This is a genomic window from Ferribacterium limneticum, assembly GCF_020510585.1.
In the GTDB taxonomy this organism is placed as follows: domain Bacteria; phylum Pseudomonadota; class Gammaproteobacteria; order Burkholderiales; family Rhodocyclaceae; genus Azonexus.
In genome coordinates this window covers 3333532-3355861 of the sequence record NZ_CP075190.1, presented here as the reverse complement: position 1 = coordinate 3355861, position 22330 = coordinate 3333532, and the positions used below count along the sequence as shown (strand labels likewise).

Annotated in this window: 21 protein-coding genes; 13 read left to right on the top strand and 8 right to left on the bottom strand. The window is 57.9% G+C overall.

Annotation, left to right across the window (positions count from 1 at the left end):
* The first annotated feature begins 10 nt into the window (after positions 1 to 10).
* From KI613_RS16045 to KI613_RS16035, 3 genes are all read left to right on the top strand, one after another.
* Positions 11 to 1321 (top strand): DUF1329 domain-containing protein, encoded by a 1311-nt coding sequence (locus tag KI613_RS16045; protein ID WP_226401204.1) that lies wholly within the window; start codon positions 11 to 13, stop codon positions 1319 to 1321.
* A gap of 337 nt (positions 1322 to 1658) precedes the next feature.
* Positions 1659 to 1904 (top strand): EthD family reductase, encoded by a 246-nt coding sequence (locus KI613_RS16040; protein ID WP_404826942.1) that lies wholly within the window; start codon positions 1659 to 1661, stop codon positions 1902 to 1904.
* 566 nt (positions 1905 to 2470) lie between these two features.
* Positions 2471 to 4477: a sigma-54-dependent Fis family transcriptional regulator gene (locus KI613_RS16035; RefSeq protein ID WP_226401202.1), complete on the top strand. Its 2007-nt coding sequence runs from the start codon at positions 2471 to 2473 to the stop codon at positions 4475 to 4477.
* A 151-nt stretch (positions 4478 to 4628) separates the two neighbouring features.
* On the opposite strand, the gene KI613_RS16030 is transcribed toward KI613_RS16035, so the two are convergent.
* The 4 genes from KI613_RS16030 to KI613_RS16015 all read right to left on the bottom strand — a co-directional run bounded on the left by KI613_RS16030 (position 4629) and on the right by KI613_RS16015 (position 7720).
* Entirely contained in the window at positions 4629 to 4910 is a 282-nt protein-coding gene (locus tag KI613_RS16030; protein WP_226401200.1) for a DUF3135 domain-containing protein, read from the bottom strand.
* 83 nt (positions 4911 to 4993) lie between these two features.
* A complete protein-coding gene (locus KI613_RS16025) occupies positions 4994 to 5644 on the bottom strand; it encodes a CoA transferase subunit B (protein ID WP_226401198.1) in 651 nt (216 codons plus the stop codon).
* A gap of 3 nt (positions 5645 to 5647) precedes the next feature.
* The gene (locus tag KI613_RS16020) at positions 5648 to 6370 is read right to left on the bottom strand and encodes a CoA transferase subunit A (protein WP_226401196.1); all 723 of its coding nucleotides are present in this window, start codon (positions 6368 to 6370) and stop codon (positions 5648 to 5650) included.
* A 42-nt stretch (positions 6371 to 6412) separates the two neighbouring features.
* Complete coding sequence (locus KI613_RS16015; protein ID WP_226401194.1) at positions 6413 to 7720, bottom strand: acetyl-CoA acetyltransferase; 1308 nt, start codon at positions 7718 to 7720, stop codon at positions 6413 to 6415.
* Positions 7721 to 8226: 506 nt separating this feature from the next.
* On the opposite strand from KI613_RS16015, the gene KI613_RS16010 reads away from it, so the two are divergent.
* The 5 genes from KI613_RS16010 (at position 8227) to KI613_RS15990 (ending at position 11769) form a co-directional block, all read left to right on the top strand.
* Positions 8227 to 9753, top strand: coding sequence for a class I adenylate-forming enzyme family protein (locus KI613_RS16010; protein WP_226401192.1), 1527 nt, complete (start codon positions 8227 to 8229; stop codon positions 9751 to 9753).
* A 234-nt stretch (positions 9754 to 9987) separates the two neighbouring features.
* Positions 9988 to 10257 (top strand): DUF3460 family protein, encoded by a 270-nt coding sequence (locus KI613_RS16005; protein WP_226401190.1) that lies wholly within the window; start codon positions 9988 to 9990, stop codon positions 10255 to 10257.
* 23 nt (positions 10258 to 10280) lie between these two features.
* The gene (locus KI613_RS16000; protein WP_226401188.1) at positions 10281 to 10829 is read left to right on the top strand and encodes a hypothetical protein; all 549 of its coding nucleotides are present in this window, start codon (positions 10281 to 10283) and stop codon (positions 10827 to 10829) included.
* 57 nt (positions 10830 to 10886) lie between these two features.
* Positions 10887 to 11228: a 4a-hydroxytetrahydrobiopterin dehydratase gene (locus KI613_RS15995; RefSeq protein ID WP_226401186.1), complete on the top strand. Its 342-nt coding sequence runs from the start codon at positions 10887 to 10889 to the stop codon at positions 11226 to 11228.
* Between the two features lie 10 nt (positions 11229 to 11238).
* Complete coding sequence (locus tag KI613_RS15990; RefSeq protein ID WP_226401184.1) at positions 11239 to 11769, top strand: hypothetical protein; 531 nt, start codon at positions 11239 to 11241, stop codon at positions 11767 to 11769.
* A gap of 7 nt (positions 11770 to 11776) precedes the next feature.
* Here KI613_RS15990 and KI613_RS15985 read toward each other — a convergent pair whose 3' ends face one another.
* A complete protein-coding gene (locus KI613_RS15985) occupies positions 11777 to 12382 on the bottom strand; it encodes a YIP1 family protein (RefSeq protein WP_226401182.1) in 606 nt (201 codons plus the stop codon).
* Between the two features lie 180 nt (positions 12383 to 12562).
* Between KI613_RS15985 and KI613_RS15980 the strand changes: the two genes are divergently transcribed.
* The 5 genes from KI613_RS15980 to KI613_RS15960 all read left to right on the top strand — a co-directional run bounded on the left by KI613_RS15980 (position 12563) and on the right by KI613_RS15960 (position 18199).
* Positions 12563 to 13138, top strand: coding sequence for a pseudouridine synthase (locus tag KI613_RS15980; RefSeq protein WP_226401180.1), 576 nt, complete (start codon positions 12563 to 12565; stop codon positions 13136 to 13138).
* Positions 13131 to 13571, top strand: a complete 441-nt coding sequence (locus tag KI613_RS15975) for a DUF192 domain-containing protein (protein WP_226401178.1) — start codon at positions 13131 to 13133, stop codon at positions 13569 to 13571. Before KI613_RS15980 ends, KI613_RS15975 begins: the two co-directional genes overlap by 8 nt.
* Complete coding sequence (locus KI613_RS15970; protein ID WP_226401176.1) at positions 13571 to 14104, top strand: chorismate--pyruvate lyase family protein; 534 nt, start codon at positions 13571 to 13573, stop codon at positions 14102 to 14104. Before KI613_RS15975 ends, KI613_RS15970 begins: the two co-directional genes overlap by 1 nt.
* Positions 14105 to 14273: 169 nt before the next feature.
* Entirely contained in the window at positions 14274 to 15203 is a 930-nt protein-coding gene (locus KI613_RS15965; RefSeq protein WP_226401174.1) for a cytochrome-c peroxidase, read from the top strand.
* Positions 15200 to 18199 (top strand): EAL domain-containing protein, encoded by a 3000-nt coding sequence (locus tag KI613_RS15960; RefSeq protein WP_226401172.1) that lies wholly within the window; start codon positions 15200 to 15202, stop codon positions 18197 to 18199. Before KI613_RS15965 ends, KI613_RS15960 begins: the two co-directional genes overlap by 4 nt.
* Positions 18200 to 18204: 5 nt before the next feature.
* Here KI613_RS15960 and KI613_RS15955 read toward each other — a convergent pair whose 3' ends face one another.
* From KI613_RS15955 to KI613_RS15945, 3 genes are read right to left on the bottom strand one after another with little or no spacing between them, the layout of a single operon-like run.
* Complete coding sequence (locus tag KI613_RS15955) at positions 18205 to 19557, bottom strand: tetratricopeptide repeat-containing protein (protein ID WP_226401170.1); 1353 nt, start codon at positions 19555 to 19557, stop codon at positions 18205 to 18207.
* On the bottom strand, positions 19554 to 20732 hold the full coding sequence (locus tag KI613_RS15950; RefSeq protein ID WP_226401168.1) for a patatin-like phospholipase family protein: 1179 nt from the start codon (positions 20730 to 20732) through the stop codon (positions 19554 to 19556). Before KI613_RS15950 ends, KI613_RS15955 begins: the two co-directional genes overlap by 4 nt.
* 12 nt (positions 20733 to 20744) lie before the next feature.
* Complete coding sequence (locus KI613_RS15945) at positions 20745 to 22328, bottom strand: hypothetical protein (protein WP_226401166.1); 1584 nt, start codon at positions 22326 to 22328, stop codon at positions 20745 to 20747.
* Positions 22329 to 22330 lie beyond the last annotated feature (2 nt).

Here is a 22330-nt window from a genome sequence, read left to right as displayed (position 1 = left end):
GAGAGGTAAATTGACAACCATTAAGCAGAATTTTCAGCTTGGTTTGGGGGTGCGGTCTATTGCAGCAGTCCTAATAACCATGGGTCTCTCGGCAGGGATCGCCAACGCAGCGGAAGTTGCGGAAGGGACTGTCATCAGCAAGGACAATCTCGACAAAATTCGCAACGATACGTTCGAGGGCAAGACTATCGGTAGCATGATTCCGGAAAAGATGGAGTTGATGATCAAGAGCGAGGGCTTGACGCTCAAGATTGCGCATTCCAAGAAAATCCAGATGGATCCGAAGTATGTTGAGGCGACTCAGAAGCTTGCCAAAAACGTCAAATTCAACCCAGCGGACAGGACGATGAGTGGTTGGACGGCAGGGATGCCGTTTCCGCCCGACTCAATCAAGCTTGATGATCCTAATGCTGGCGACAAGGTAATCTGGAATCTTCGTGCTGCTACTTATGGTGCGACCATGGATCTGCGGAATATTTCCTTCACCTTTATCTCCGGTGACAAGGGCGTCGAACGGGTCCAGCGCTGGCAGTCGCGGCGGTATTACATGGAAGGCCGTCTTGATGGTGGGCCGACCACTGTTGGCGATGGAAGCATTGCGCAGAAAACCTATCTGTTTGCTACCAGCCCGCAGGATATCCGTGGCCTGGGAACCTTCTCTATTCGCTACAACCAGGCTGATTCCGCTAAGCCGGACGATACCTGGGCTTACCTGAAATCGGTTCGTCGTACCCGCCGCCTTTCCGGCGGCGCCTGGATGGATCCGATCGGTGGCACTGATCAGCTTTATGATGACTGGGATATTTGGGATGCTTTCCCGACCAAGTATCGTGCAAACAAACTGGTTGGCAAACGTTGGGTGTTTGCGATTGCCCATAGCCCTGAAGTTAGCGTGGATCTATCCAAGAAAGATACACTGGATGAGTTCCCGTCGATCGGTTTGAAGGATGCGCCGTACTACTTCCCCGCAAAGCATATTGTCTGGGAGCCGCGTGAGGTCTATGTAGTTGAAGGAACCCCGCCGCCACAGCACCCCTATAGCAAGAAAGTGGTTTACATGGAGGTGGATTTCCCCCGCCCGTATTTGGGGGAAATGTATGACCAGAAGGGCGAATTCTGGAAATTTATGGTTTTCCAGAACCGTCCTGACGTAGGCGAGGATGGCTACAAAGCGGTCATGCCGGTAGTTGGCCACGTCATTGACGTGAAGCGTAAGCACTCGACTACCTGGTCTTCAAATATGAAGTCCAACCCCAAGGGTGTTAAAGACACCGATGTCTCCCTTGAAAAGCTTGAGCAGGTTGCAACGGGCGGAGCTTAACTAGCGCATAAGTGGTTTTCGCCTCGGGGCATCTGTCCTGAGGCGAATTTGTCGGAAGCAAATTATGGCGATAGTGTAAAAAATAAATAAATAATTTATTTTTGATAATTATTCCGGATTTGGTCAGTTTCTGGCGTAGGTGTTATTTCTGGTAGGCTGTTACAAATATATTATTCATCAATAAGCTTACTATTTGCCGCTCAAGTAATTATTTTATTAAGTATTGATTTCTATTCGCCCTGAAAGGCAGAGGCTGATAGATCGGAAGCGGTACGGTAAATTTGATATGCGTATTGGGTTAATGGGTTGGGGTTGTGTATTTGATTTGGATTATTACGTGAGCAAGCACATCCCAATGGTCCAGGAGGCTCTGGGCGATAATTTGAAGAAAATTGATGTCGATTTTGGCCTGGTTGGGGAGGGAAATACAGACCCGGTGTTCGTGGCAATGGCGCACCTTCATTTCGAATCAATGGATTCCTTCTGGCCGTCGTGTGGCCCTCAGGCACAAAGGATCCAGGCAGATATCCCAATCTACACGGATTCGCAGCCGATCATGCAGGTTAGTGAAATACGCCGATGAAGAAGAGCCCAAGGAGAGCGGCTGCCCCCGTTTTTCTCGAAATGGTCTTGCGAGTTAAATCAATTTTTCGGGAAATTTAGTCATCGATTCGTGTTTTCATGCACGTCATTTTTTTTGAATGAACAGTGACTTCGAATGCGTTCCCGGTTTATCTATTCCCAGGTGCCTTATGGCTTTTTCATGCGCAAGCGATAAGGTTGATAAATCGGGTTTTGGCCCGCTTCGGCGGGCTTTTTTTTGTCCCCTGATTAGAACCTGGTCTTTGCAATGAGTGTGGCACAGAGCGCTCGACTCTTTGCTGATAAATATGGAGGCCAGAAGGCTTAGGGTGATGCTACCCCTGAGTTTGTTATTGGCTTATGATTGCATTATAATTAACGAATTACGAATTGATGATTTGTAAGCCTTTTTTTGATTTTTTCGGCTTGCTCGTCATTCTGCGTGATGAGGCATCCATTGATGTTTTTAGCGCACTTGCGGAAGCGCTTCGCACTCCCGCTTGGACAGTTGAATCAGCCTAATAAAAGCCAAAAATTGCTGATGATTTTGCAGTCAGGAGGAGATATATGAACTTCAGCAATGTGCGAGATATGTTCTCAAGGCCCGAGGACGACGGCAGAGTACGTGCCTCCTGGGAAAGCTTCTTGAGCAATGGCGATGCCTCCGCTGATTCGCTACGCGGCTTGGTTGAGGACTCCTGGAAACGATGCCTTGGCGCCAATGTCGACCCTTCGATTCGTCAAGCTGCCAGCCCATTGGCTGGACCCGATGTTTCCATATTGAAATATCAACTACGGGATTTGCTTGAGGCCAGTAAGCCCGTGATGGTTTTGGCGAGAGATTTTCTCTCCGAGACGGGGACTGTGATGGTCCTGACAGATCAAAAAGGGATTGTGCTTGAAGTTGAAGGTGACAGTTCCACAATGGGGCCGGCGGAAAAGGTACATCTTCTTCCCGGGGCCAGTTGGAATGAGGCTCAGTGCGGGACCAACGCTATTGGTACTGCAATTTCATTGGGGCAGCCGGTACAAATTCACTCTGAAGAGCATTTTTGCGAGGGTATCAAGCGGTGGACATGCTCTGCTGCTGTGATCCGTGATCCCGTTCATGGTCAGATACTTGGCGTCATAGATGTATCTGGTCTGAGTCGGAATTACTCGCGCCATAGTCTTTCTATGGTCGTTGCCACTGCCAATCGAATTGAGTCGTTTTTGGCCAAGAAAGAGTTGCAATTTCGAATCCGCTTGATGGACCGCTCGACAACCCAACTGAGCGCATCCGACGGGGCTGGTGCGATACTGATTGATCGACATGGGTTTCCCATAAAGCTAAACGAAAATGCACCATCCTTGCTTACCTCCTTGGGTTGTCGGATTGATCTGAATAACCCGGATCGCATCGAAGGAATTTCAACCGGTGCAGAACCGGTTGCCTGTAAAGATGCTTTGCCTGATTGGCTGCGGTCGGAATGGGTTGAGCCGATTTTCGACAACGGAGAACGAGTCGGTAGTGTGGTTAGGGTTCCTAATCGACAATCAAAATTCCGTGTGAGCAAGCCACAGTCTATTACTCATGGAGCGGCTGATGTAAAGGCTACTTTCCCTGGCGCCAAGGGAAGTAGTCCAGAGCTGCAACAGGCTATCGACAAGGCTACCCAACTCGCAAAATCACGAGTTCCAATCCTGTTGTTAGGTGAAACCGGGGTTGGGAAAGAGGTTTTTGCACAAGGAATTCACTCATTGAGCAGGTACTGCGATGGCCCATTTATCGCGCTGAATTGCGGTGGGCTCAGTCGCGAACTATTGGCAAGTGAGTTGTTCGGCCATGTCGAAGGAGCGTTTACTGGTTCTCGTCGCGGAGGTGTTGCCGGGAAAATTGAAGCCGCCGATGGTGGAACCCTCTTCCTTGATGAACTGGGGGAGATGCCTCTTGATTTGCAACCCCATTTTCTGAGGGTCTTGGAAGATGGGCAGATTTATCGATTAGGCGATACCAAGCCAAGGCAAGTACGGTTTCGCTTGATCGCTGCAACTAATCGAGATCTCCGGCAAGAGGTGGCTGAAGGCCGATTCCGGATCGATCTTTTCTATCGTGTCTCTGTGACCAGCATCCGGATTCCTGCGCTTAGGGACCGTCAAGGCGATATCAGAGAGTTGACCAAGTCGTTCATTCGACAACTATGTGAACAGCACGAAGTCGAGGAGAAAATATTCGATCCAAAGGCTCTTGAAATGCTGGAGCAATATTCCTGGCCAGGCAATGTCCGTGAGCTTCGCAATACGATTGAGGGCTTGGTGTTGACCGTTCCGGGGGATGTTATTTGTCATCATGATTTGCCGCCGGAGTTTTTGAGTGATTCGCATGGTGCCGATGATTCTCGCGATGATGTCTCTGTAGCCAACTTGAGCGGCTTAGCAAAAAGCGAATTTGAACAGATATGCAAGGTGCTACGGGAGACCTCCGGTAATGCGACGCTTGCGGCCAAGCAATTGGGGATCGCAAAAAGCACTTTGTATCTAAAGCTCAAGAAATATTCACTAGATGAGTCGATGGACTCTTGGCGCTCAACATAACCAAACTAGTGAGATTTGCTAACAGGGGCGAAGAAATGGCGCAGGTTTGATCTGCGCCATTTTCGTTTTTTAAGCTTTTTTCCGGTTGACCGTAGCATTCTCGATGCAGCCTGCTCAGGCCCCGGGGAGTTTCCCCCTTTGCACTACTGCCTTAGGTTAGTGCTTGCAATGTCCCCGGACTAGCCTTTGTATAGTCATCAATCCATTTGGATAGGCGCAGATAAGATACGTAGCGAGGCGAGTCAGTAACGGCCTCTTGGTCAAGGCGATTTTGGAGGGTGCTCAATAGATTGGCATTATTTCCAGCAAGTTGAATCGCCTCATTGATCAAGGAAGAACGCAGTTCTTCGAATGCAACGGGATTGGCTGTAGCCAATAATGACAATTCATCGAAACATAGCTCCGGCAAATTTGTGGGTAAAGTGTTCTTCAATTTACGCTCCTGCAACTGCTTGAGCGGAGCGATCGGGTAAGTCCGCCCAAGCGAAATTGCGATATCAATCGATACGGTATTGCTTAGTGGTGTCGATCAAAATTTGGGTGAGTCGAGAAGCTGGCTTCTGTATTGGCAACGATATCGTCAATGGTGACATCAGGAGCGAGTTCAGTTAGTAACAGTCCATCCGGACCTACCTCAAAGACGCAGAGGTCAGTGATGATCAAACTAACGACTTCGCTACCTGTGAGAGGGAGCGAGCACTGTTTCACGATTTTTGCCTCACCTCGAGATGAGTGCTCCATTAGGACCACCACCTTTGGTACCCCGGCAACGAGATCCATTGCGCCTCCAATCCCCTTGACCATCTTGCCCGGAACCGCCCAATTTGCGAGATCCCCTTTTTCTGAGACCTGTAGCGCGCCGAGAATGGAGAGCTGAATATGGCCACCCCGAATAATCGCAAATGAGGTTGCGCTATCGAAAAAGCTGGTTGTTGGCAAAGTTGTAATGGTTTGCTTGCCGGCGTTAATCAGGTCGGGATCTTCGTCCCCTTCAAAAGGGAAAGGCCCCATGCCTAACATCCCGTTTTCGCTCTGCAGCTGAGCAGAAATTCCTTCCGGGATGTGATTGGCGACTAGTGTTGGAATTCCTATGCCAAGGTTAACGTAGTAACCGTCACGTACTTCTTTGGCTGCTCGTGCAGCCATCTGGTCGCGAGTCCAGGCCATGAATTACTCCCTGCAATCAGTTAGGCGAGCACGCACCGTGCGTTGCTCGATCCGTTTATCTCCCGGACCGACCTCGATAATCCTTTGGACAAATATGCCCGGAGTAATGATGTGGTCTGGATCAATTTCACCTGGAGCGACGAGTTCCTCTACTTCGGCCACAGTAACTGTGCCTGCAGTTGCCATGACGGGATTGAAGTTTCTCGCAGTCATGCGAAATTGAAGGTTCCCCTCGGGATCGCCGCGCCATGCATGCACGATAGCGAGATCTGCATGAAGGCTTTTTTCCATCAGATACCTGGCTCCGTCAAATTCGCGAATGTCTTTACCCTCAGCGATCACCGTGCCGACACCCGTGCGTGTAAAAAAGGCCGGGATGCCTGCTCCGCCAGCGCGAATGCGTTCGGCAAGGGTGCCTTGTGGGTTGAATTCAACCTCAATTTCTCCCGCAAGGTATTGCTTCGCAAAAGTTGCGTTTTCTCCAATATACGAACCGATCATTTTTCGTATCTGCCCTTTGGGCAGGAGCAAACCGAGGCCGAAGTTGTCTATGCCAGGGTTGTTGGAAATGATGGTTAGATCTTTCACCCCTGAATCGCGAATTGCCTCGATTAGCAATGAAGGGATACCGCAGACCCCAAATCCTCCTGACATGATGGTCATGCCATCGCGTAATAGACCGCTCAGCGCGGATCTTGCATGTGGATAAACCTTGTTGACTGCCACCTCTTACCTCCTGATAGCTGGTGTTAGTAATAAATTGCCAACTTAAGCGCGCAGTGGCTCAAGTATGCTTACGTAGTTCGCTACGGCTGAACCGCCCATGTTGAAAACCCCGGCTAAGTTCGCATCCGGAATCTGCATCCCTCCAGCCGTTCCGGTAACCTGCATTGCTGCCAATGCGTGCATCGAAATTCCAGTTGCGCCGATCGGATGTCCTTTGGCTTTTAATCCGCCAGATGGATTGATGGGCAGCCTCCCATCCTTAAGTACCCAGCCCTCGTCAATTGCGCGCGCACCCTCACCTGGCGGTACCAGGCCCATGGCTTCGTAGGAAATTAGTTCGGCGATCGTGAAACAGTCATGTACTTCAACGAGCGAGAGTTCCTTGAGGGAAATCTGGGCAGACTGCAGAGCGCGGCTCCAGGCCATGCTGGCACCTTCAAACCGAATAGGGTTTCGGCGGCTTAATGGCATGAAGTCCGTTACTTGCTGAGTCGCCCGAAGTGCAACCGCTTTGCGCATTGACATTGCGGTCTTGATGTCAGCCAGGACTATCGCTGCTGCACCATCCGATATCGGTGCGCAGTCGGTCCGGCGCAGTGGTTGGATGACATATGGATTCTTCTCGGACACCGTGTTGCAGAATTCAAAGCCGAGATCCTTGCGCATCTGGGCGAAAGGGTTTTCCATGGCATTCGCATGATTTTTTGCGGCTATTCGTGCAAGAGAGGCACTCTTGTCACCATAGGTCTGAAAGTAGCGTTCGGCAATCCCGGCAAATATGCCAGCAAAGCCTCCCTTGGTCATGGCCTCTTCCGGACGATAGCTGCAACAGAGGAGATTTTCTCCGGCTTGCTCGGTCGGCACATCGGACATCTTCTCTACACCCGCAACCAAAGCAATGCGACCTTCGCCCGCTTTGATGAAGTTCATCCCCGCGTAAAGGGCGGCTGAACCGCTAGCGCAGGCGTTTTCGACGCGCGTAAATGGCTTGAAGCGGAGTCCCTCATTCGCTTGCAGAAGGAGGGGTGACGGAAAATCTTGTCGAGAAAAGCCAACGTTCAACATCCCAACGTAGCCTCCATCAACGTCAGAAGCGTCAATGCCGGCATCTATCAAGGCATCTGTTGCTACTGCATTGAGAAGTGACTCAATGCTTTCCTCTGGTTGCCGTCCAAAATTGCCATGGGACCATCCAATTATGCAGACCGTCATCTCTATAAACTTCCTTCTTGGCGGCAGACTTTTCTTGCAAACAGAGATGAATCCGTCACGAAGCAAAGTCGCCGGTTGAGTGGTGAGAAATGAAAGTTTTTTGGTGATGCTGGAATGGAGCGACCGTATTTCAAACACCTACTCCTTCCATTTCTCTGCCACTACACAGCAACATGAGTGCCAGTCGTGGTTTGCCAAATTAGATGACCTCCGAGTTGAGTTCTGGGCAGAATGATTTGGCGTGTATCTATCGCGCAGGTCGCTTGGATTGTTAAATAAAAACAATGCGTTATTTTCAAGCTGTTGCTCCGGCCTCAATGCCGAGAAAGATGCGAGCCGCGATCGTGTTGGGCGCGAGACGAGGTTTATCGGCTTGGTTTTGACTTGATGGGCCGTCCTATCGTCGTACGGCTGCAAGGCTGACGTGTCCGAATTCTGGGCGAAGGGAGCGGGCAGCGAACTTCGCTCCGGCCCCTATTTTTGATAGCCCGGACTTACCCGGAAAATCAACTCACACCGCGTGTTTCCTTGGCTCAGAGGGGAGAGAGCAAGATTTTCGGACCTTCTCGCACCTATCTACAGATGCGTTGCGCATGGTTTTTGCAGTGGCTTCTGGCAAAGGTGGGCCACTAAATGGAGGATGCATGAATTTGTCGAATTTGCTTTTCCGAACTGCCAAGGTCTTTCCGGATCGGCCGGCGATTGCTTGCGGTGATCGCGAGCTCTATAACTATCGTGAGTTTGCGGCTCGAGTTTTGGCTTTGTCCGGGAGCTTGCGTGGCTATTTTGGGCTACGCCGTGGCGAGCGAGTTGCGCTGTTCATGCAGAACAGTCCGCACTACCTTGAGATACTTTTCGCGATCTGGCACGCCGGCCTAACGGCGGTTCCTATCAACAATAAACTTCATCCGAAAGAGGTGGCGTTCATACTTGAAGACTCAGGAGCCACTTTGTTGTTTGTCACGGCAGGTATGGAACACGAGACTCTCTCGTCGAATAGCGCCAAACTGCTGCAGGTTATTGATGCGGACTCGAAGGAGTATTCCGAACTTTTCCACGGCGGTGAGGCCACCATGGCATCCAATGATCCGAGCGATTTGGCATGGCTGTTCTATACCTCCGGGACCACCGGAAAGCCAAAAGGGGTCATGTTGACCCACGCCAATCTATTGTCAATGACGATGTGCTATTTCACGGATGTCGATACTCCGTGTAAGGAAGGTAGCATCCTGTACGCGGCACCGATGTCTCATGGAGCAGGCTTGTACAGTTTTGCCCACGTGATTGCAGGCGCTCGCCATTTGGTTCCGGAGTCAGGCAGCTTTGTTCCTGCGGAAATATTCGAGCTATCGCAGAAATACCGCAATGTCTCAATGTTTGCGGCACCTACCATGGTGAGGCGCCTTGTTGAGCATAGTGCCAATCACGATAGTGATCCATCCAGCATTAAAACGGTGGTTTATGGTGGAGGTCCCATGTACCTGGAGGACATCCGGCGGGCGCTTGACGTGTTGGGTAATCGCTTTGTCCAGATTTACGGGCAAGGCGAAACACCAATGACCATTTCTGCCTTGTCCAAATTCCACATCGGGAACACAGGGCATCCACGTTATTTTGAGAGGCTTGGTTCAGTCGGTATTGCGCAGACAGCGGTAGAAGTGCGAATTGTCGACATCAGCGGTCAAGTGCTTCCCACGGGAGAGAGTGGAGAAATTATTGTTCGCGGAGATACGGTCATGAGCGGGTATTGGGGAAATCCAACTGCAACACTCAATACACTGCGCGATGGTTGGTTATATACCGGGGATATCGGTGTACTCGATCAGGATGGCTTCCTCTCACTGAAAGATCGCTCTAAAGACATAATCATCAGTGGCGGCTCAAATATCTACCCCAGAGAGGTTGAGGAAATACTTCTTTTGCATCCCGGCGTGGCAGAAGTCTCGGTGGTCGGTAGACCAAGCCATGAATGGGGTGAAGAGGTTATAGCGTTCATTGTTCCAGCCTCTGGCCAATCTCCGGATTTCGAAGCCCTCGACAAGCTGTGTCTAAAACACATCGCTCGCTTTAAGCGTCCCAAGGAGTACAGAATCCTTCAGAGCCTGCCCAAAAACAACTATGGAAAAGTAGTCAAAACGGAGCTCAGGCGAGCCTTGGCGGAAGAGCGATAACGCCAGAGCGGGGCCAAGTCGCGTAGCGTGGCTCGCGCATCTTTCGCCGCTGTTTTGGTCGATGGATCGACTAAACATCGTAGGCGGGAACCTTGTCGTTCGTGCTGACTCGAAAGACTGAATGGAAGCAATATGGCCATTCATGACATGTGCGGCGCCCTGACCATAATGGAATTCGATGCCGCCTGAAGTCAGGAGGCGAATAAGCGGCCTTCTGGCGTGAAAGGAAGGACGATGAGCAATTTCATCAGCAGGCTGTTCCATCTGGGCAGCGCCGAGCACCCGGCCGGCGAAATCGATCGTGGATATGTCTCGGAACACACGCAGTTCATTGATCAGTTCCTGGTTGATCATCCCGAGGCGCTGGTCGACCAGCACGACGGACGCCAGCTCTACTGGGACAAGAAGGTGGATCTGGCGGACCAGCAAAAGGCCGAGCAGGATCGTGCCGAGGCTGACGGCTACGGGTTTTACCGCTCGGCCTGGCGCGCCACGAAGCATTAGGTGCACTTCGGCAGAGCGTCGCCATGGCCATCAGTTTGAGTTTCCAACCCGTCTCGCTCGGCAGTGTGAGCGCGATTACCCCGTTCGCTGCCGGGGCATTGGTGACGACGGCAACCAGGAACGCGGTCGCCGCCGAGACGCCGTCGAGCATTGTCAGCCTCTCACCGCAGGGCCGCCTTCTGGCGGCAACGGGAACAACCGAGACCTCGCCGCAGACCACCGCCAGCCTGACCGCTCAGGTCATTGCGGTGCCTCAACAAGCCGACGCCCTGGAAGCTGACGTTCTTGCCGCCCGGCGGGACACTTCGGCAGCCCGTATTTCCCTGCAATCCCTGATCGACGACCCGGCGCAGCGCGCCATCGCCAACAGCCGGTTCAATCCGGTCTACTCGGCGCTCCTCGCCGCCGCGCACCAGGCAGATTTCATGACGCCGCAAGCACTGACCAGGGCGAATGCCATCCCGGTCGATACTCCCGCACCGGTTCTGCCGGTTGACCGGGTAGACGCCATCAGCAATTACAATCAGGCCGCCCGCGAATTTGCCCATCGACAGTCACCCGCGTATCACTGAAGGCGCCGCGCCTGATCGCTTTTGTCCGGCGTCAAGACGCCACCGAGGAGTCATGCCATGGAACCGGTCTGCAATCTGAGTGAAAAGCGCTGCACGCCCTGCGAAGGCGGCACCCTGCCGCTGTCTCAGGAGAAAATCGACCGGCTGTTGCCGAGCCTCGATGGCTGGGGGCAAACGGGTGGCGAGATCAGCAAGACATTCGAGTTCCGCAACTATTACGAAACCATGGCCTTTGTGAATGCGATTGCCTGGATCTCGCATCGCGAGAATCACCATCCCGACCTCGAGGTCGGTTACCGGCAGTGCCGGGTGCGCTACTCGACGCACGCCATCGGCGGTCTGTCGGAAAACGACTTCATCTGCGCCGCCAAGATCGAACACAGCCTGTTCAGCGTATAAACTGGCGGCCATGACCGACAGCCCCTACGTCTCGACCTTTCTCGGTCACCGTTTTTTCCTGACCCGACCGCGCATCGACGATGTCGCCATCGAGGACATCGCGCACGGTCTTGCCTATCAGTGCCGCTTCAACGGCCAGACGCGGGAATTCTATTCGGTGGCCCAGCACAGCCTGATGGTCATGCAACTGGTGCCGGCGCCGCTACGGCTGGCTGCCCTGCTGCACGACGCCGCCGAAGCCTATCTGGGCGACATGGTCAAGCCGCTGAAAAACCTGTTTCCGGAATTCACCACCATCGAAACCCGCGTCATGCAGATCATCGGTGAGCGTTTCGCTGTCGATCTTGAGCACCTGGATCCGGCGATCAAGGTCGCCGACCTGATTGCCCTGGCCACGGAAAAGCGCGACCTCATGCCGCACTCGACCGAAGCCTGGGCCAATCTTCGGGACATTCGGCCCCTGCCCGAAAGCATCCGGCCGCTGACGCCGGTGGACGCCAAGTCGGCCTTTCTCGACAGCTTTCGCCTGCTACACGCCTGAGGCGGCTTCAGAACATCGCCGCGAGCCCGTGCAGCACGCTGAGCAGGGCGGCGGAAATGATCATCAGGCCAAACCAGGCCATGACACCGGCCGCCGTCACCAGATTCGAGATGTAATGTGCCTTGCGCGCGTCGCTAACCTTGAGCAGCGGCCGTATGCCGTGCCGGATCAGCGCCGCCGAAGCGACCCAGGCTGCGGCCACGACCAGTACATTGACCGTCAGGCTGGGCACGAACAGCGCCAGTGACGACAGCCACAGCGGTACCGGTGCAATGGCCGCCAGCGTGTAGGCCTTCTCGTAACCGGGGTCGTGATCCTGGTCGCTGGTCATGCGCTGGATCAGCATGGCCATGAAGGAAACCATGGCCAGTTGTACGGCGAAGAGGATGATACCGCTGGCCAGCAACTGGCCGCCGGTCATTGCCGGTATGGAAAGCGGAAAAATCGTACCGGGATAAGCCCGCTCGGCAAAGGCGTACATCGCCGGGGGAATGATCGACAGCGGCATGACCAGACCGAACATCAGGGAACGGGCGGGCGGATGGCTGCGTTCAATATCGGACCAGCCCTCGGTTTCAGAAATCAGCATCGCCGGGAAATGAGTCAGGGACATGATGGACCTCCTTGTCGCCGCCAAATATGCCGGGGCGCCGGGTGCGGCAACGGCAGGAGCGGGACAATACTTGGACGGCTGTTGGTCCTTGCCGGTTCCGCCTTTTTCCGACCACTCCTACGGTCAACCGGAAAAATCGGCGAAAATTGAAATCCTGCCCAGTTCGTGAAACCCGCCCTCGTGTCTTCCCTCGTCCTCTTCAACAAGCCTTATGGTTTCCTCAGCCAGTTCACGCCGGAGGGCAAGTGGCGGGCGCTCGATGAATTCATCCCGGTCAAGGGCGTATACGTCGCCGGCCGGCTCGATGCCGACAGCGAAGGCCTGTTGATCCTGACTGACGACGGCAAGCTGCAGGCGTGGATCGCCGACCCGAAACACAAGCAGGAAAAAACCTACTGGGCGCAGGTCGAAGGCGTGCCGGACGAGGCGGCGCTGGACAAACTGCGCGCCGGCATCCCGCTTTCCGACTTCACCGCCAAGCCAGCCAAGGCACGGCTGATCGGCGAACCGCCCGGACTCTGGCAGCGAGATCCGCCGATTCGCTTCCGCGCCGCGATCCCGACTTCGTGGCTGGAAATCCGCATTGCCGAAGGCAAGAACCGCCAGGTACGGCGGATGACGGCGGCCATCGGTTATCCTACGCTCCGTCTGATACGGGCTGCCATCGGGGCAGCGACGCTGGACGGTCTGGCGCCGGGTGAATGGCGAAAGATCGACGGCAGTTACCTGGATTTGCAAGGAAAATTCAATGAATAAGAGACTCGCCGGCCTGCTGGCCGGACTGGCCATGAGCACCGCCTGGGCGCAGAACGCCATGCCGGTCATGGAACTGAGCGCCGGTTTCCACCGCATCGAGGCGGAAGTAGCGGCCAACGACCAGAACCGTCAGGTCGGCCTGATGAACCGCAAGGCCATGCCAACCCAGCGCGGCATGCTCTTCGTGTTCACCCAGGAAAACACCCACTGCATGTGGATGCGCAACACGCTGCTGCCGCTCTCGGTCGCCTTCATGGATGCGGAGGGCAAGATCATCAATATCGAGGACATGCAGCCGCAGACCGAAGACAACCACTGCGCCCGCCGCCCGGCCCGCTATGCGCTGGAAATGAACCTCGGCTGGTTCACCCAGCGCGGCATCAAGCCCGGCGTCAAGCTCGGCGGTCTCGACAAGGCGCCGCGTCCGCAATAATGCTTCCGAACAAATGGCGCACCCGCCCGACCGGCGGGCCGCTCGATGCTGCCCTGGCCTCCTGGCTGACCGAACCCGGTTCGTTGACGGCGCGTTGCCAGCGCAACAGCCACCAGTTTCGCGTCCGCCTGCTGCGTTACGAAAAAGGCCGGGCGCTGGCCGACGAAGGCATACTCCTCGATCAAGCACGCCACCCGGCCTGGATTCGCGAGGTGGCGCTGGAGTGCGATGGCGTCCCGGTCATTTTTGCCCACACCACGCTGTCGACCGCCAGCAACGGCCGCCTGAGCCGCTGGCTGTCCCGCCTCGGCAGCAACTCGCTCGGCTCGCTGCTGTTCACCCATCCCGGCTTTCAACGCGGTGCCATCGAATTCCGCCGACTCGACAAGCGTCACCCGCTTTTCCAGCGCGCCGCCGCTCTCGGCATGGCCGGCGACACCCTGTGGGCCCGCCGCTCGCTGCATCGCCTCGGCGCGCAGCAGGTGCTGGTCACTGAAGTGTTTCTGCCCGCCGTGGCTCTTCTCGGAGGCTGACTTTTGCCTCGTTTGGCCCGGCGGATTTCGTGCCTTTTCGCCACGAAACCTTTGCCAGTTCTATAATAAAACGATGAATTTCCGTAAATTTCTGGCAATAATGCTGGTGTCCTTGGCAGTTGCTGCTGCCTTTTGGGGTATGCGTCCCGGTGCTCCCTCGAACAAAACCGTGGTCAGCGTCGACACCCCCTCGTTGCCAGGCACACTGTCGGGTTCCGGCCCACTGTTGCCGTTGCCCCCAGTGCCGGACCTGCCGGCGGACAAAGTCGCACTTGGCAAACGCCTTTTCTTCGACCCCCGTCTTTCGCATAACGACAAGGTTTCCTGTGCCACCTGCCACCAGCTCGAAAGCGGCGGCAGCGACCGCCTGCCCGTTTCGGTCGGCATCGATGGCCGGAAAGGGGGCATCAACGCCCCGACGGTATTCAACAGCAGCCTGAATTTTGTCCAGTTCTGGGATGGTCGCGCCGCCAGCCTTGAAGAGCAGGCCGCCGGGCCGGTGCACAATCCGCTCGAGATGGCCTCCAACTGGGCCGAGGTCATACCCAAGCTGAGCCGCGACGAGAGCTATCGCCAGGACTTCAGCCGAATCTACCAGCAGGGCATGACCGGCGAAACGATCGTCGATGCGATTGCCGCCTACGAGCGCACGCTGCTCACCCCGAACAGTCGTTTTGACCGTTTCCTGCGTGGCGACAAGGCGGCGCTCGACCCGCTCGAACACGCCGGCTACCAGCGTTTTCTCGACTACGGCTGCGCCAGTTGCCATCAGGGAGTCGGCGTTGGCGGCAACATGTTCCAGCGTTTTGGCGTGATGGGCAGTTACCTCAAGGACGATGCCGGTCGTCAGGCCGACCTCGGTCGCTTCAATGTCACCGGGCTCGATCAGGACAAGAATGTGTTCAAGGTACCCAGCCTGCGCAACGTTGCGGTCACGCCACCCTATTTCCACGATGGCTCGGCCGGATCACTTGAAGAAGCGGTCATCGTCATGGGGCGCTTCCAGCTCGGCCGCGAACTGTCCACTGAGGACGTCAATGCGCTGGTCGCCTTCCTGCGCACACTGACCGGCGAGTGGGAAGGAAAACGTCTGCAATGAAGCTTTCCCAACGCTTGCTGGGCATGCCCGCACCGCGCCTCCGACTGGGGCTTGGCCTTTTTGTCGCACTCTTCGTCTCGGCGCTGAGCGGGCTGTTCATTCTGGCCGAAAGCGTCTCGCCTGAAGCGCACTTCGCCTACACGCAGAAGTTGCGTGACCTTGGCGAACTTGACGCGCGTGTCGACGGGCAAATTCTGGCCAATCGCCTTGAGCAGGTGCGCAATTACGACGCGATTACCCACTACATGCGGCGGGTCGAAGGCTTGGCCAGGGAGGTGAGCGATGCCCCGGGCTTCCTCTCCGCGGTCGACCGGGCGGCGGTTGCCACCGCCGCCGGCGAACTGTCGGCTGCACTGGGCCGCAAGGCCGGGCTGGTTGATCAGTTCAAGCGCGAGAATGCCGTCTTGCGCAATTCGATCTCCTTCTTTCCGATTGCCGCCTCAGCCTTCGTCGATGCCCAGCCCCTGCCATCGCAGCCCGGCAGCCTGCGCGGTCCGGTCGGAAAATATGCGCGAGAGGTGCTGGCTTTTGCCCATACCCCCAGCCTCGAAGGCGATGAACGCGTCGTCAAGGCACGCAACGAACTGCTCGATTTGCTGCCGGGGACGGCGCAGAAAAAAGTCGTCGACAACATCATTCTCCACGGCGACAACATAGGTGCGCGGATCCGTTTGCTCGATGCCCTGATGGCGGAAATTTCCGCCCAGGGAAGCAAGGATCGACTCGACAAGCTGATACTCGGCTACGCCGATGGCCATGCCCGGGCCTATCGCACGGCCGCCCGCTACCGCACGGCGCTGTACGCGCTGGCCATTCTGCTCACGGCCTTCCTGGCCTTTCTATTCTTCCGGCTCGAACTGGCGCGCCGCTCGCTGGCCACGGCCAACCGTGAACTTGGCGACCGCTACGCGGCGCAACTCGCCGTCGAGAAACAGCTGATCCTGCACGCCACTGCCTTCCGCAGCGCGCACGACGGCATTACGCTGACTGATGCCTCCGGCAATATTCTCGACGTCAATCCGGCCTTCTCGCGCATCACCGGCTGGGAACGCAGCGAAGTCATCGGCCGCAACCCCCGCGTCCTCAAGTCCGGTCGCCACGACCTTCAGTTCTACGAGGCGATGTGGAAGAGCATCAACGAAACCGATAGCTGGCGCGGCGAAATCTGGAATCGCAACAAATACGGCGAGGTTTACCCTGAACTGTTGTCGATCTCGGCAGTGCGCGACAGCGCCGGCAAGCTCACCAACTACGTCGCCGTCTTCTCCGACATCGGCCGCCTCAAGGCGCAGGAGTCGCAGCTCACGCAGATGGCCTACTACGATCCGCTGACCGAACTGCCTAACCGTACCCTGCTCGCCGACCGGCTCGTTCAGGGCATCGCCCAGACCCGCCGGACGGCGTCGCAGATGGCCATCTGCTATCTCGATCTCGACGGCTTCAAGCCGGTCAACGACACCTGGGGCCATAGTGCGGGCGACTTGGTGCTCATCGAAATCGCCAACCGCATGCGCCAGATCATGCGCGGCGGTGACACCGTTGCCCGCCTCGGTGGCGACGAGTTCGTCCTGCTCCTGCTCGGCTTTTCCAGCGAAAGCGAATGCCAGGAAGCGATCCGTCGGCTGCAACGACAGATCGCCATGCCGCTGACGTCCCTGCCCGAAGCCGTCAGTATTTCGGCCAGCATCGGTGTCGCGCTCTTCCCGAACGACGACGAAGACCCGGACACGCTGTTGCGCCATGCCGACCAGGCCATGTACCGCGCCAAGCAGGCCGGCAAGAACTGCTACCAGATTTTCGACGCCGAGCAGGATCGCACCACGCGCAGCCGGCGCGACCACGTCAATCGCATCCGCCAGGCGCTGGACGATCACGAATTCGTTCTCCACTACCAGCCCAAGGTCAACATGCGCCAGGGCAAGGTGACCGGTGCCGAAGCGCTGATTCGCTGGAACCACCCCGAGCGCGGCGTCCTGGCGCCGAGCGAGTTCCTGCCGCTGATCAACGACGACGTGATGATCAAGCTGATCGGCGACTGGGTCATCGAAGCCGTTCTCGCCCAGATGGAGGTGTGGCATCAGGAAGGGCTTGATCTGACGGTCAGCGTCAATGTCGCCAGCAAGCAGTTGCAGGCCCCGGAGTTCGTCGAGAAGCTCAAGGCGGCGCTGTTTCTCCACCCGGACGTGGCCCATCTGCTGGAAATGGAAATCCTCGAGACCGCTGCGCTGGAGGATGTGGCCAAGACCTCGCGGGTCATCGACGAATGCCGCGCCCTCGGCGTGCGCTTCTCGCTCGACGACTTCGGCACCGGCTATTCCTCGCTGACCTACCTCAAGCGTCTGCCGGCCGAAATCATCAAGATCGACCAGAGCTTTGTCCGCGAAATTCTCAGCGACTACAACAATCTGGTCATCGTCCAGGGCGTCATCAGCCTGGCCAGCGCCTTCCAGCGCGAGATCATCGCCGAAGGCGTCGAGACCGTCGAGCATGGCCGCCTGCTGATTCAGCTCAACTGCGATCATGCCCAGGGCTACGGCATTGCCCGGCCGATGCCGGCCGCAGTGGTGGTCGACTGGGTCAGGCAATGGCAGCCCGACCCGATGTGGCGGGCGATCGCCGATCTGTACTGGGATGCCGCCGACTACCCCATGCTGATCGCTGAGATCCAGCTGCGCAACTGGGTCAGCCAGATCGTCTATGCGACCAACGAGGGGCTTCCGGCGCCGATTCCGCACCTCGACAATGCGACCCGGTGCGAATTCGGCCGCTGGTACTTCGGTGACAGCCGGCGGCGCTACGAAATCCACCCCGTTTTCGCCGAAATCGACCGCCCGCACCGCCGCATCCACGAGATATCCAGCCAGATCGACAACTGCTGGCGCGATGGCAGGATCGAGGAATCACGCTCCCTGATTCCGGACCTCCTCGCCGCGCGCGACGAGACGCTGGCGCTGCTGCTCCAGTTGCAACGCCTGGTCGGTGTGCGCCGGAACTAGGCGGCTCAAGGCGCAGAAAGCGCGGCAAACGTCTTCTGCAACTCGACCAGTTTGCGGCCCTGATCGAGTCGCGTGTCCTGCATCCATTGCGGCACCGCGAGTGCTTCGGCCGCAGCGCCCCAGCGCGCCGTCTCCGCTGCATCGCCGCGGCCGAGCGCGGCTTCCCACAGGGTGGCGACGGCCCAGAAGCGTTTCTTCGGGTCGGCATCCTTGTCTTCGGCCGGGGCCAGGGCCAGTCGGCCAACTTCGCTGCGGACGCGGCGGGCGAGCACCGAGTCGGCAATCGCGTCGTCCTTGTTGCCGGCCTTGAGCCATTCGACCGCCCGCAGGTCGAGCAGGAAGGCGTAATTGATCCCGTTGTACCAGTCGCGGCGCAACGAAAACCCGCGTTCGTAGCCGTCGACCGCAGCATTCAGGTCGTCGGGGCGGGACTGGAGTTCCCACAGTCGCTTGTGGATGGCGCCCCACAGCCCGAGGGTTTCCGGGTCGTTGGTTGACGCCGGATCGAGCGATTGCTCCATGATGCCGCGGGCGTCGAGCAGGGCGCTTTCGGGATCGGGCTGTTTTGATTTATAGGTGGCGACGACCAGTTGCTGGGTGACGAAGGGGTCGTTCGGGCGTAGCTCGCTGACCTTCTGCAGCAGGGCGCGGGCGCCGGCAAAATCGCTGGCCTCGCCAGCCGGCGGATTGATTTTGGCCAGGGCGTCATCGAGCATGGCCTTGGGCGTGGTGACTGGTTCCGGGGCGGCGGCAACAAGCTCGTTGCCGAGTCCGGATGGGCTGGCGGCGCCAACCGTAAACATGCCGCCGCGCGCCTGCGCGGGCGTCGCCAACGTCGGGGCTGGCGCAGCCGCCAAAGCAACGGCCATTTGCGGTGGGGTCAGTTTGGGCAGAAAGGTGTAAACCGGGCTGTCGGCGCGATTGGAGGCGAGGATTTCCTCAATTGCGCTCTTCAGTTCTGCCTTGAAACGCGCCGCTTCGCGGGCGCCGATGTCCTCGCCGAGGTGCTTGTAGCGGCGGATGGCGATGTGGCCGACATCGAAGGGATTCTTGAAGCCTTCCTCGGCGACGACGATGGTGGTACGCGGCCGCAAGGCGTAGCGCACGCCGAGTTCGTAGGCGGCGTTGACGTTGTAGGTCGACAGGTCGGCAATGACCACGTCGGCCTGCAGCAGCATTTCGTACATCGGGACGTCGATCACCGTCGAGTGCTGGATTTCGTCGGCGCGTATGGATTTGAGGCCGGCCGCCTCGACCGCCTCCTTGATGATGGCGTAGGAGGCGTCAAGGTCGAGAACGCGGCCGTCGGTGTAGTCGGTCTTCTTGCCGAAGCCCTGGATGACGAAACAGGTGTTCATGCGAAGCCCCGCAGGTGCTTGAGGCTGACGTTCCTGGCGGCATAGGCGACGCCGACGCGCTGGATTTCCGGCATGTGCTTGACCGAATCCATGACCTGGACCTGTTCCGCCTTGATGTCGGCGAGGCCGAGCTTGTTGAGGCCGTCCTGCGAGACATCCGGGTCGTAGCGAACGTAGGCGAACTGCTTGGGAATCGTCGAGGTGATCGGGCAGGACTCGCTCGGCACCAGGTCCTCGATTTCACGGTCGATCTGCGGGCCGAAACGGCAGTCGCCGATGACCCGGCAGGCCATGTCCCAGCCCGCCGAGGCGGCATTCATGAGGGCGCCGGGCAGGTTCTTGGCGTTGTCGAGCAGCCACAGGTCGTCGGCGTCGACATTCGGCCGCGCCTTGGCGGCGCTGCCGGTGCCGACCGAGACGATGAGCAGCCGGTCGTCGCCGGTCGGCCAGCTGATCCGGTAGGGGGCGGCGGTGACCATCTGGAAGGCGAGAAAGGCCGGGTTGTTGTAGGTCGTGACGCCGCCGTCGACAAAGATGAATTCGTAGGTTTTGGCCGTGCCCTCGCCGAAGGTGACGACCTCCGGCGGGAAGAAGACGGGGGCGGCCGTGCTGGCGCGGACCAGTTGCCAGAGCGGCAGCTTGAGGTTGCAGTCGGGGCGCGCCGCATCGTTGTATTTGGCCAGCGGATTGTTGCTGACCGGCCACGGCGAATCGGTGTTCACGTTGCGCATGACCATCATCAGTAGCGTGCGCAGCCCGGCGTCGCCCAGCGTGGCATTCGGGGTTGCGGCGCTGGCGGTGTGATGCAGCGCCTTGTCGAGTTCTTCGCGCAGTTTCCTGGCCAGTGGTTCGTCGTTGTAGCTGTATTTCAGGCGCTTGAGCAAGGAGGCCTTGTCGAACATCTGCTTGCCGCTGGCCGTGTAAAAGCTGCGGATCTGGTCCGTGCTCATGCCGGTCGAAATGCAGCTGGCGATGATCGCGCCGGTGCTCGTGCCGCAGACGAAATCGAAATAGTCGGCGAGGACGAGGTCGGGCTTGGCGAAGCGGGTGCGCAGATCAGCTTCGAGCTTGGCGAGGATTTCGACGCTGATCAGACCAAGGATGCCGCCGCCGTCGCAGGCGAGGATCTTTTTCGGGCCGGTGGATTTCATGCGGGCGAGGACTTGTTGATTCACGGGAGTCTCCTTTTATTGGGGCTGAGGAACGGCGTTGGGGACCGTTGCTGACGGGAACAGGGCGGCCAGGATGTCGGCTGGCTTGAGGCCGGCCTTGTCGTGTTCATCGAGCCAGACAAAGCGGTCGGCCGGCGCCCCGGCCACTGCGGCCTGGGCGGCGTCACGCTCGGTCGCCTGGTTGGTCAGGATGACGACGCGGGCAATTTTTTGGGCGCTGGCCAGCACGCCGAGTTCATGGATGCAGCCTGCGTTCTTCGCCTTGAAATTGCGCAAGTCCATGAGTGCCACGTCGCTGATGCCGACCAGGCGGTCGAGCGCCTGTTGCCAGGTGTTGTCGTGGCAATAGCATTCGTTGATCCGGTAGCGTCCTTCGACGTCGGGCTGGAATTCGAACTGCTCGAGACGGGTTTCTATGTCGCTGGCGTGAGAGACAAAGCGCTCGGCCAGTCGTCCGTCGAGGAAGGTGAAAATGTCTTCGGCGTCGATGGTCCGGTCGGCCACGTCGGTGCCGGCGATCAGTACGGTGTTGCCGCTCAGGCGCCAGCGTTCGATGACGCGGTCGAAGATGGCCTGGGCGTTGGCATCCTGCTGAAAAACGCGCAGTACGAGCAGGGTCGGTGGGTTGCCGATCATCGCCTGGGCCGCAAAGCGCTTCATGAGCATGGCGCCGAGCGGAATCCACAGCAGCGGCGCGAAACAGACGATGGCCCACCAGCCGAGGTCATGGATGGCGCCGAGCGCCGGGCCGACTAGCGCGATGGTCCATACGGCGGTGAACAGGTAGAACAGCTCCGAAATCTGCCGTTCCCGGTACCCCCGGGCCAGCCAGCGACCAAGGGCGCGGGCCGGCCACCAGGCGATCAGCCAGGGCAGCACGGCGAACAGGGTGAAGGCGGTGGTGGCGCCCATCCAGCTGGCCAGCCACACGATGAACGGGCTTTTCGCCTCGATCATGGCGGCTAGCAAATCGAGGCCGAGCTGTGACGAGCCGCTGAGCACGATGAACACGGGCACCAACCAGGGGCCGACAGCGCGCGTCGCGCCGCCCAGGCAAAGTGCGGTGACGACGATGAGCGGCAGCCCGGTGTCGAACAGCATCCAGCCGACCACCTGGGCAAAACTGATGTTCTCGTTGGTCCGCCAGCTCAGCAACAGGATAGCCAGCACCAGCCAGCCGAGCATGGCGCCGACGAAGCGCGGGCGCGACCAGCGGCCGATCACGGCGAGCACGGGCAGGACTGGCCAGGCGTAGGCGGCGCCGAGGGTGGCGACGGTTTTGAGGGTGATCGGGCCGTCGGCGATGAACTGCGTCAGCAGCGTTCGCGTCAGGGCGATGACCAGGGTCAGGCCGATGAAGGAAAACAGCAGCCGACGGTGCGCTTCGTTGTTGTCGTCGAGCGTTGGCAAGTGCGCTGAGCGCGCCAGCGTCGGCGGCGTGGGGGGGCGGTCCGGCGCATCGGCTGCCTGGGGCTCGGCGACCGGCGCTTTCATCAGGCGCTGCATGCTCCGCCGGTAGCTGCGCGCGACGACCCAGGCGCCGATCAGGGCGAGCAGCGTGGCGACGACGAGCAGGAAGAAAAGCTTGCCGGGGAGCATGG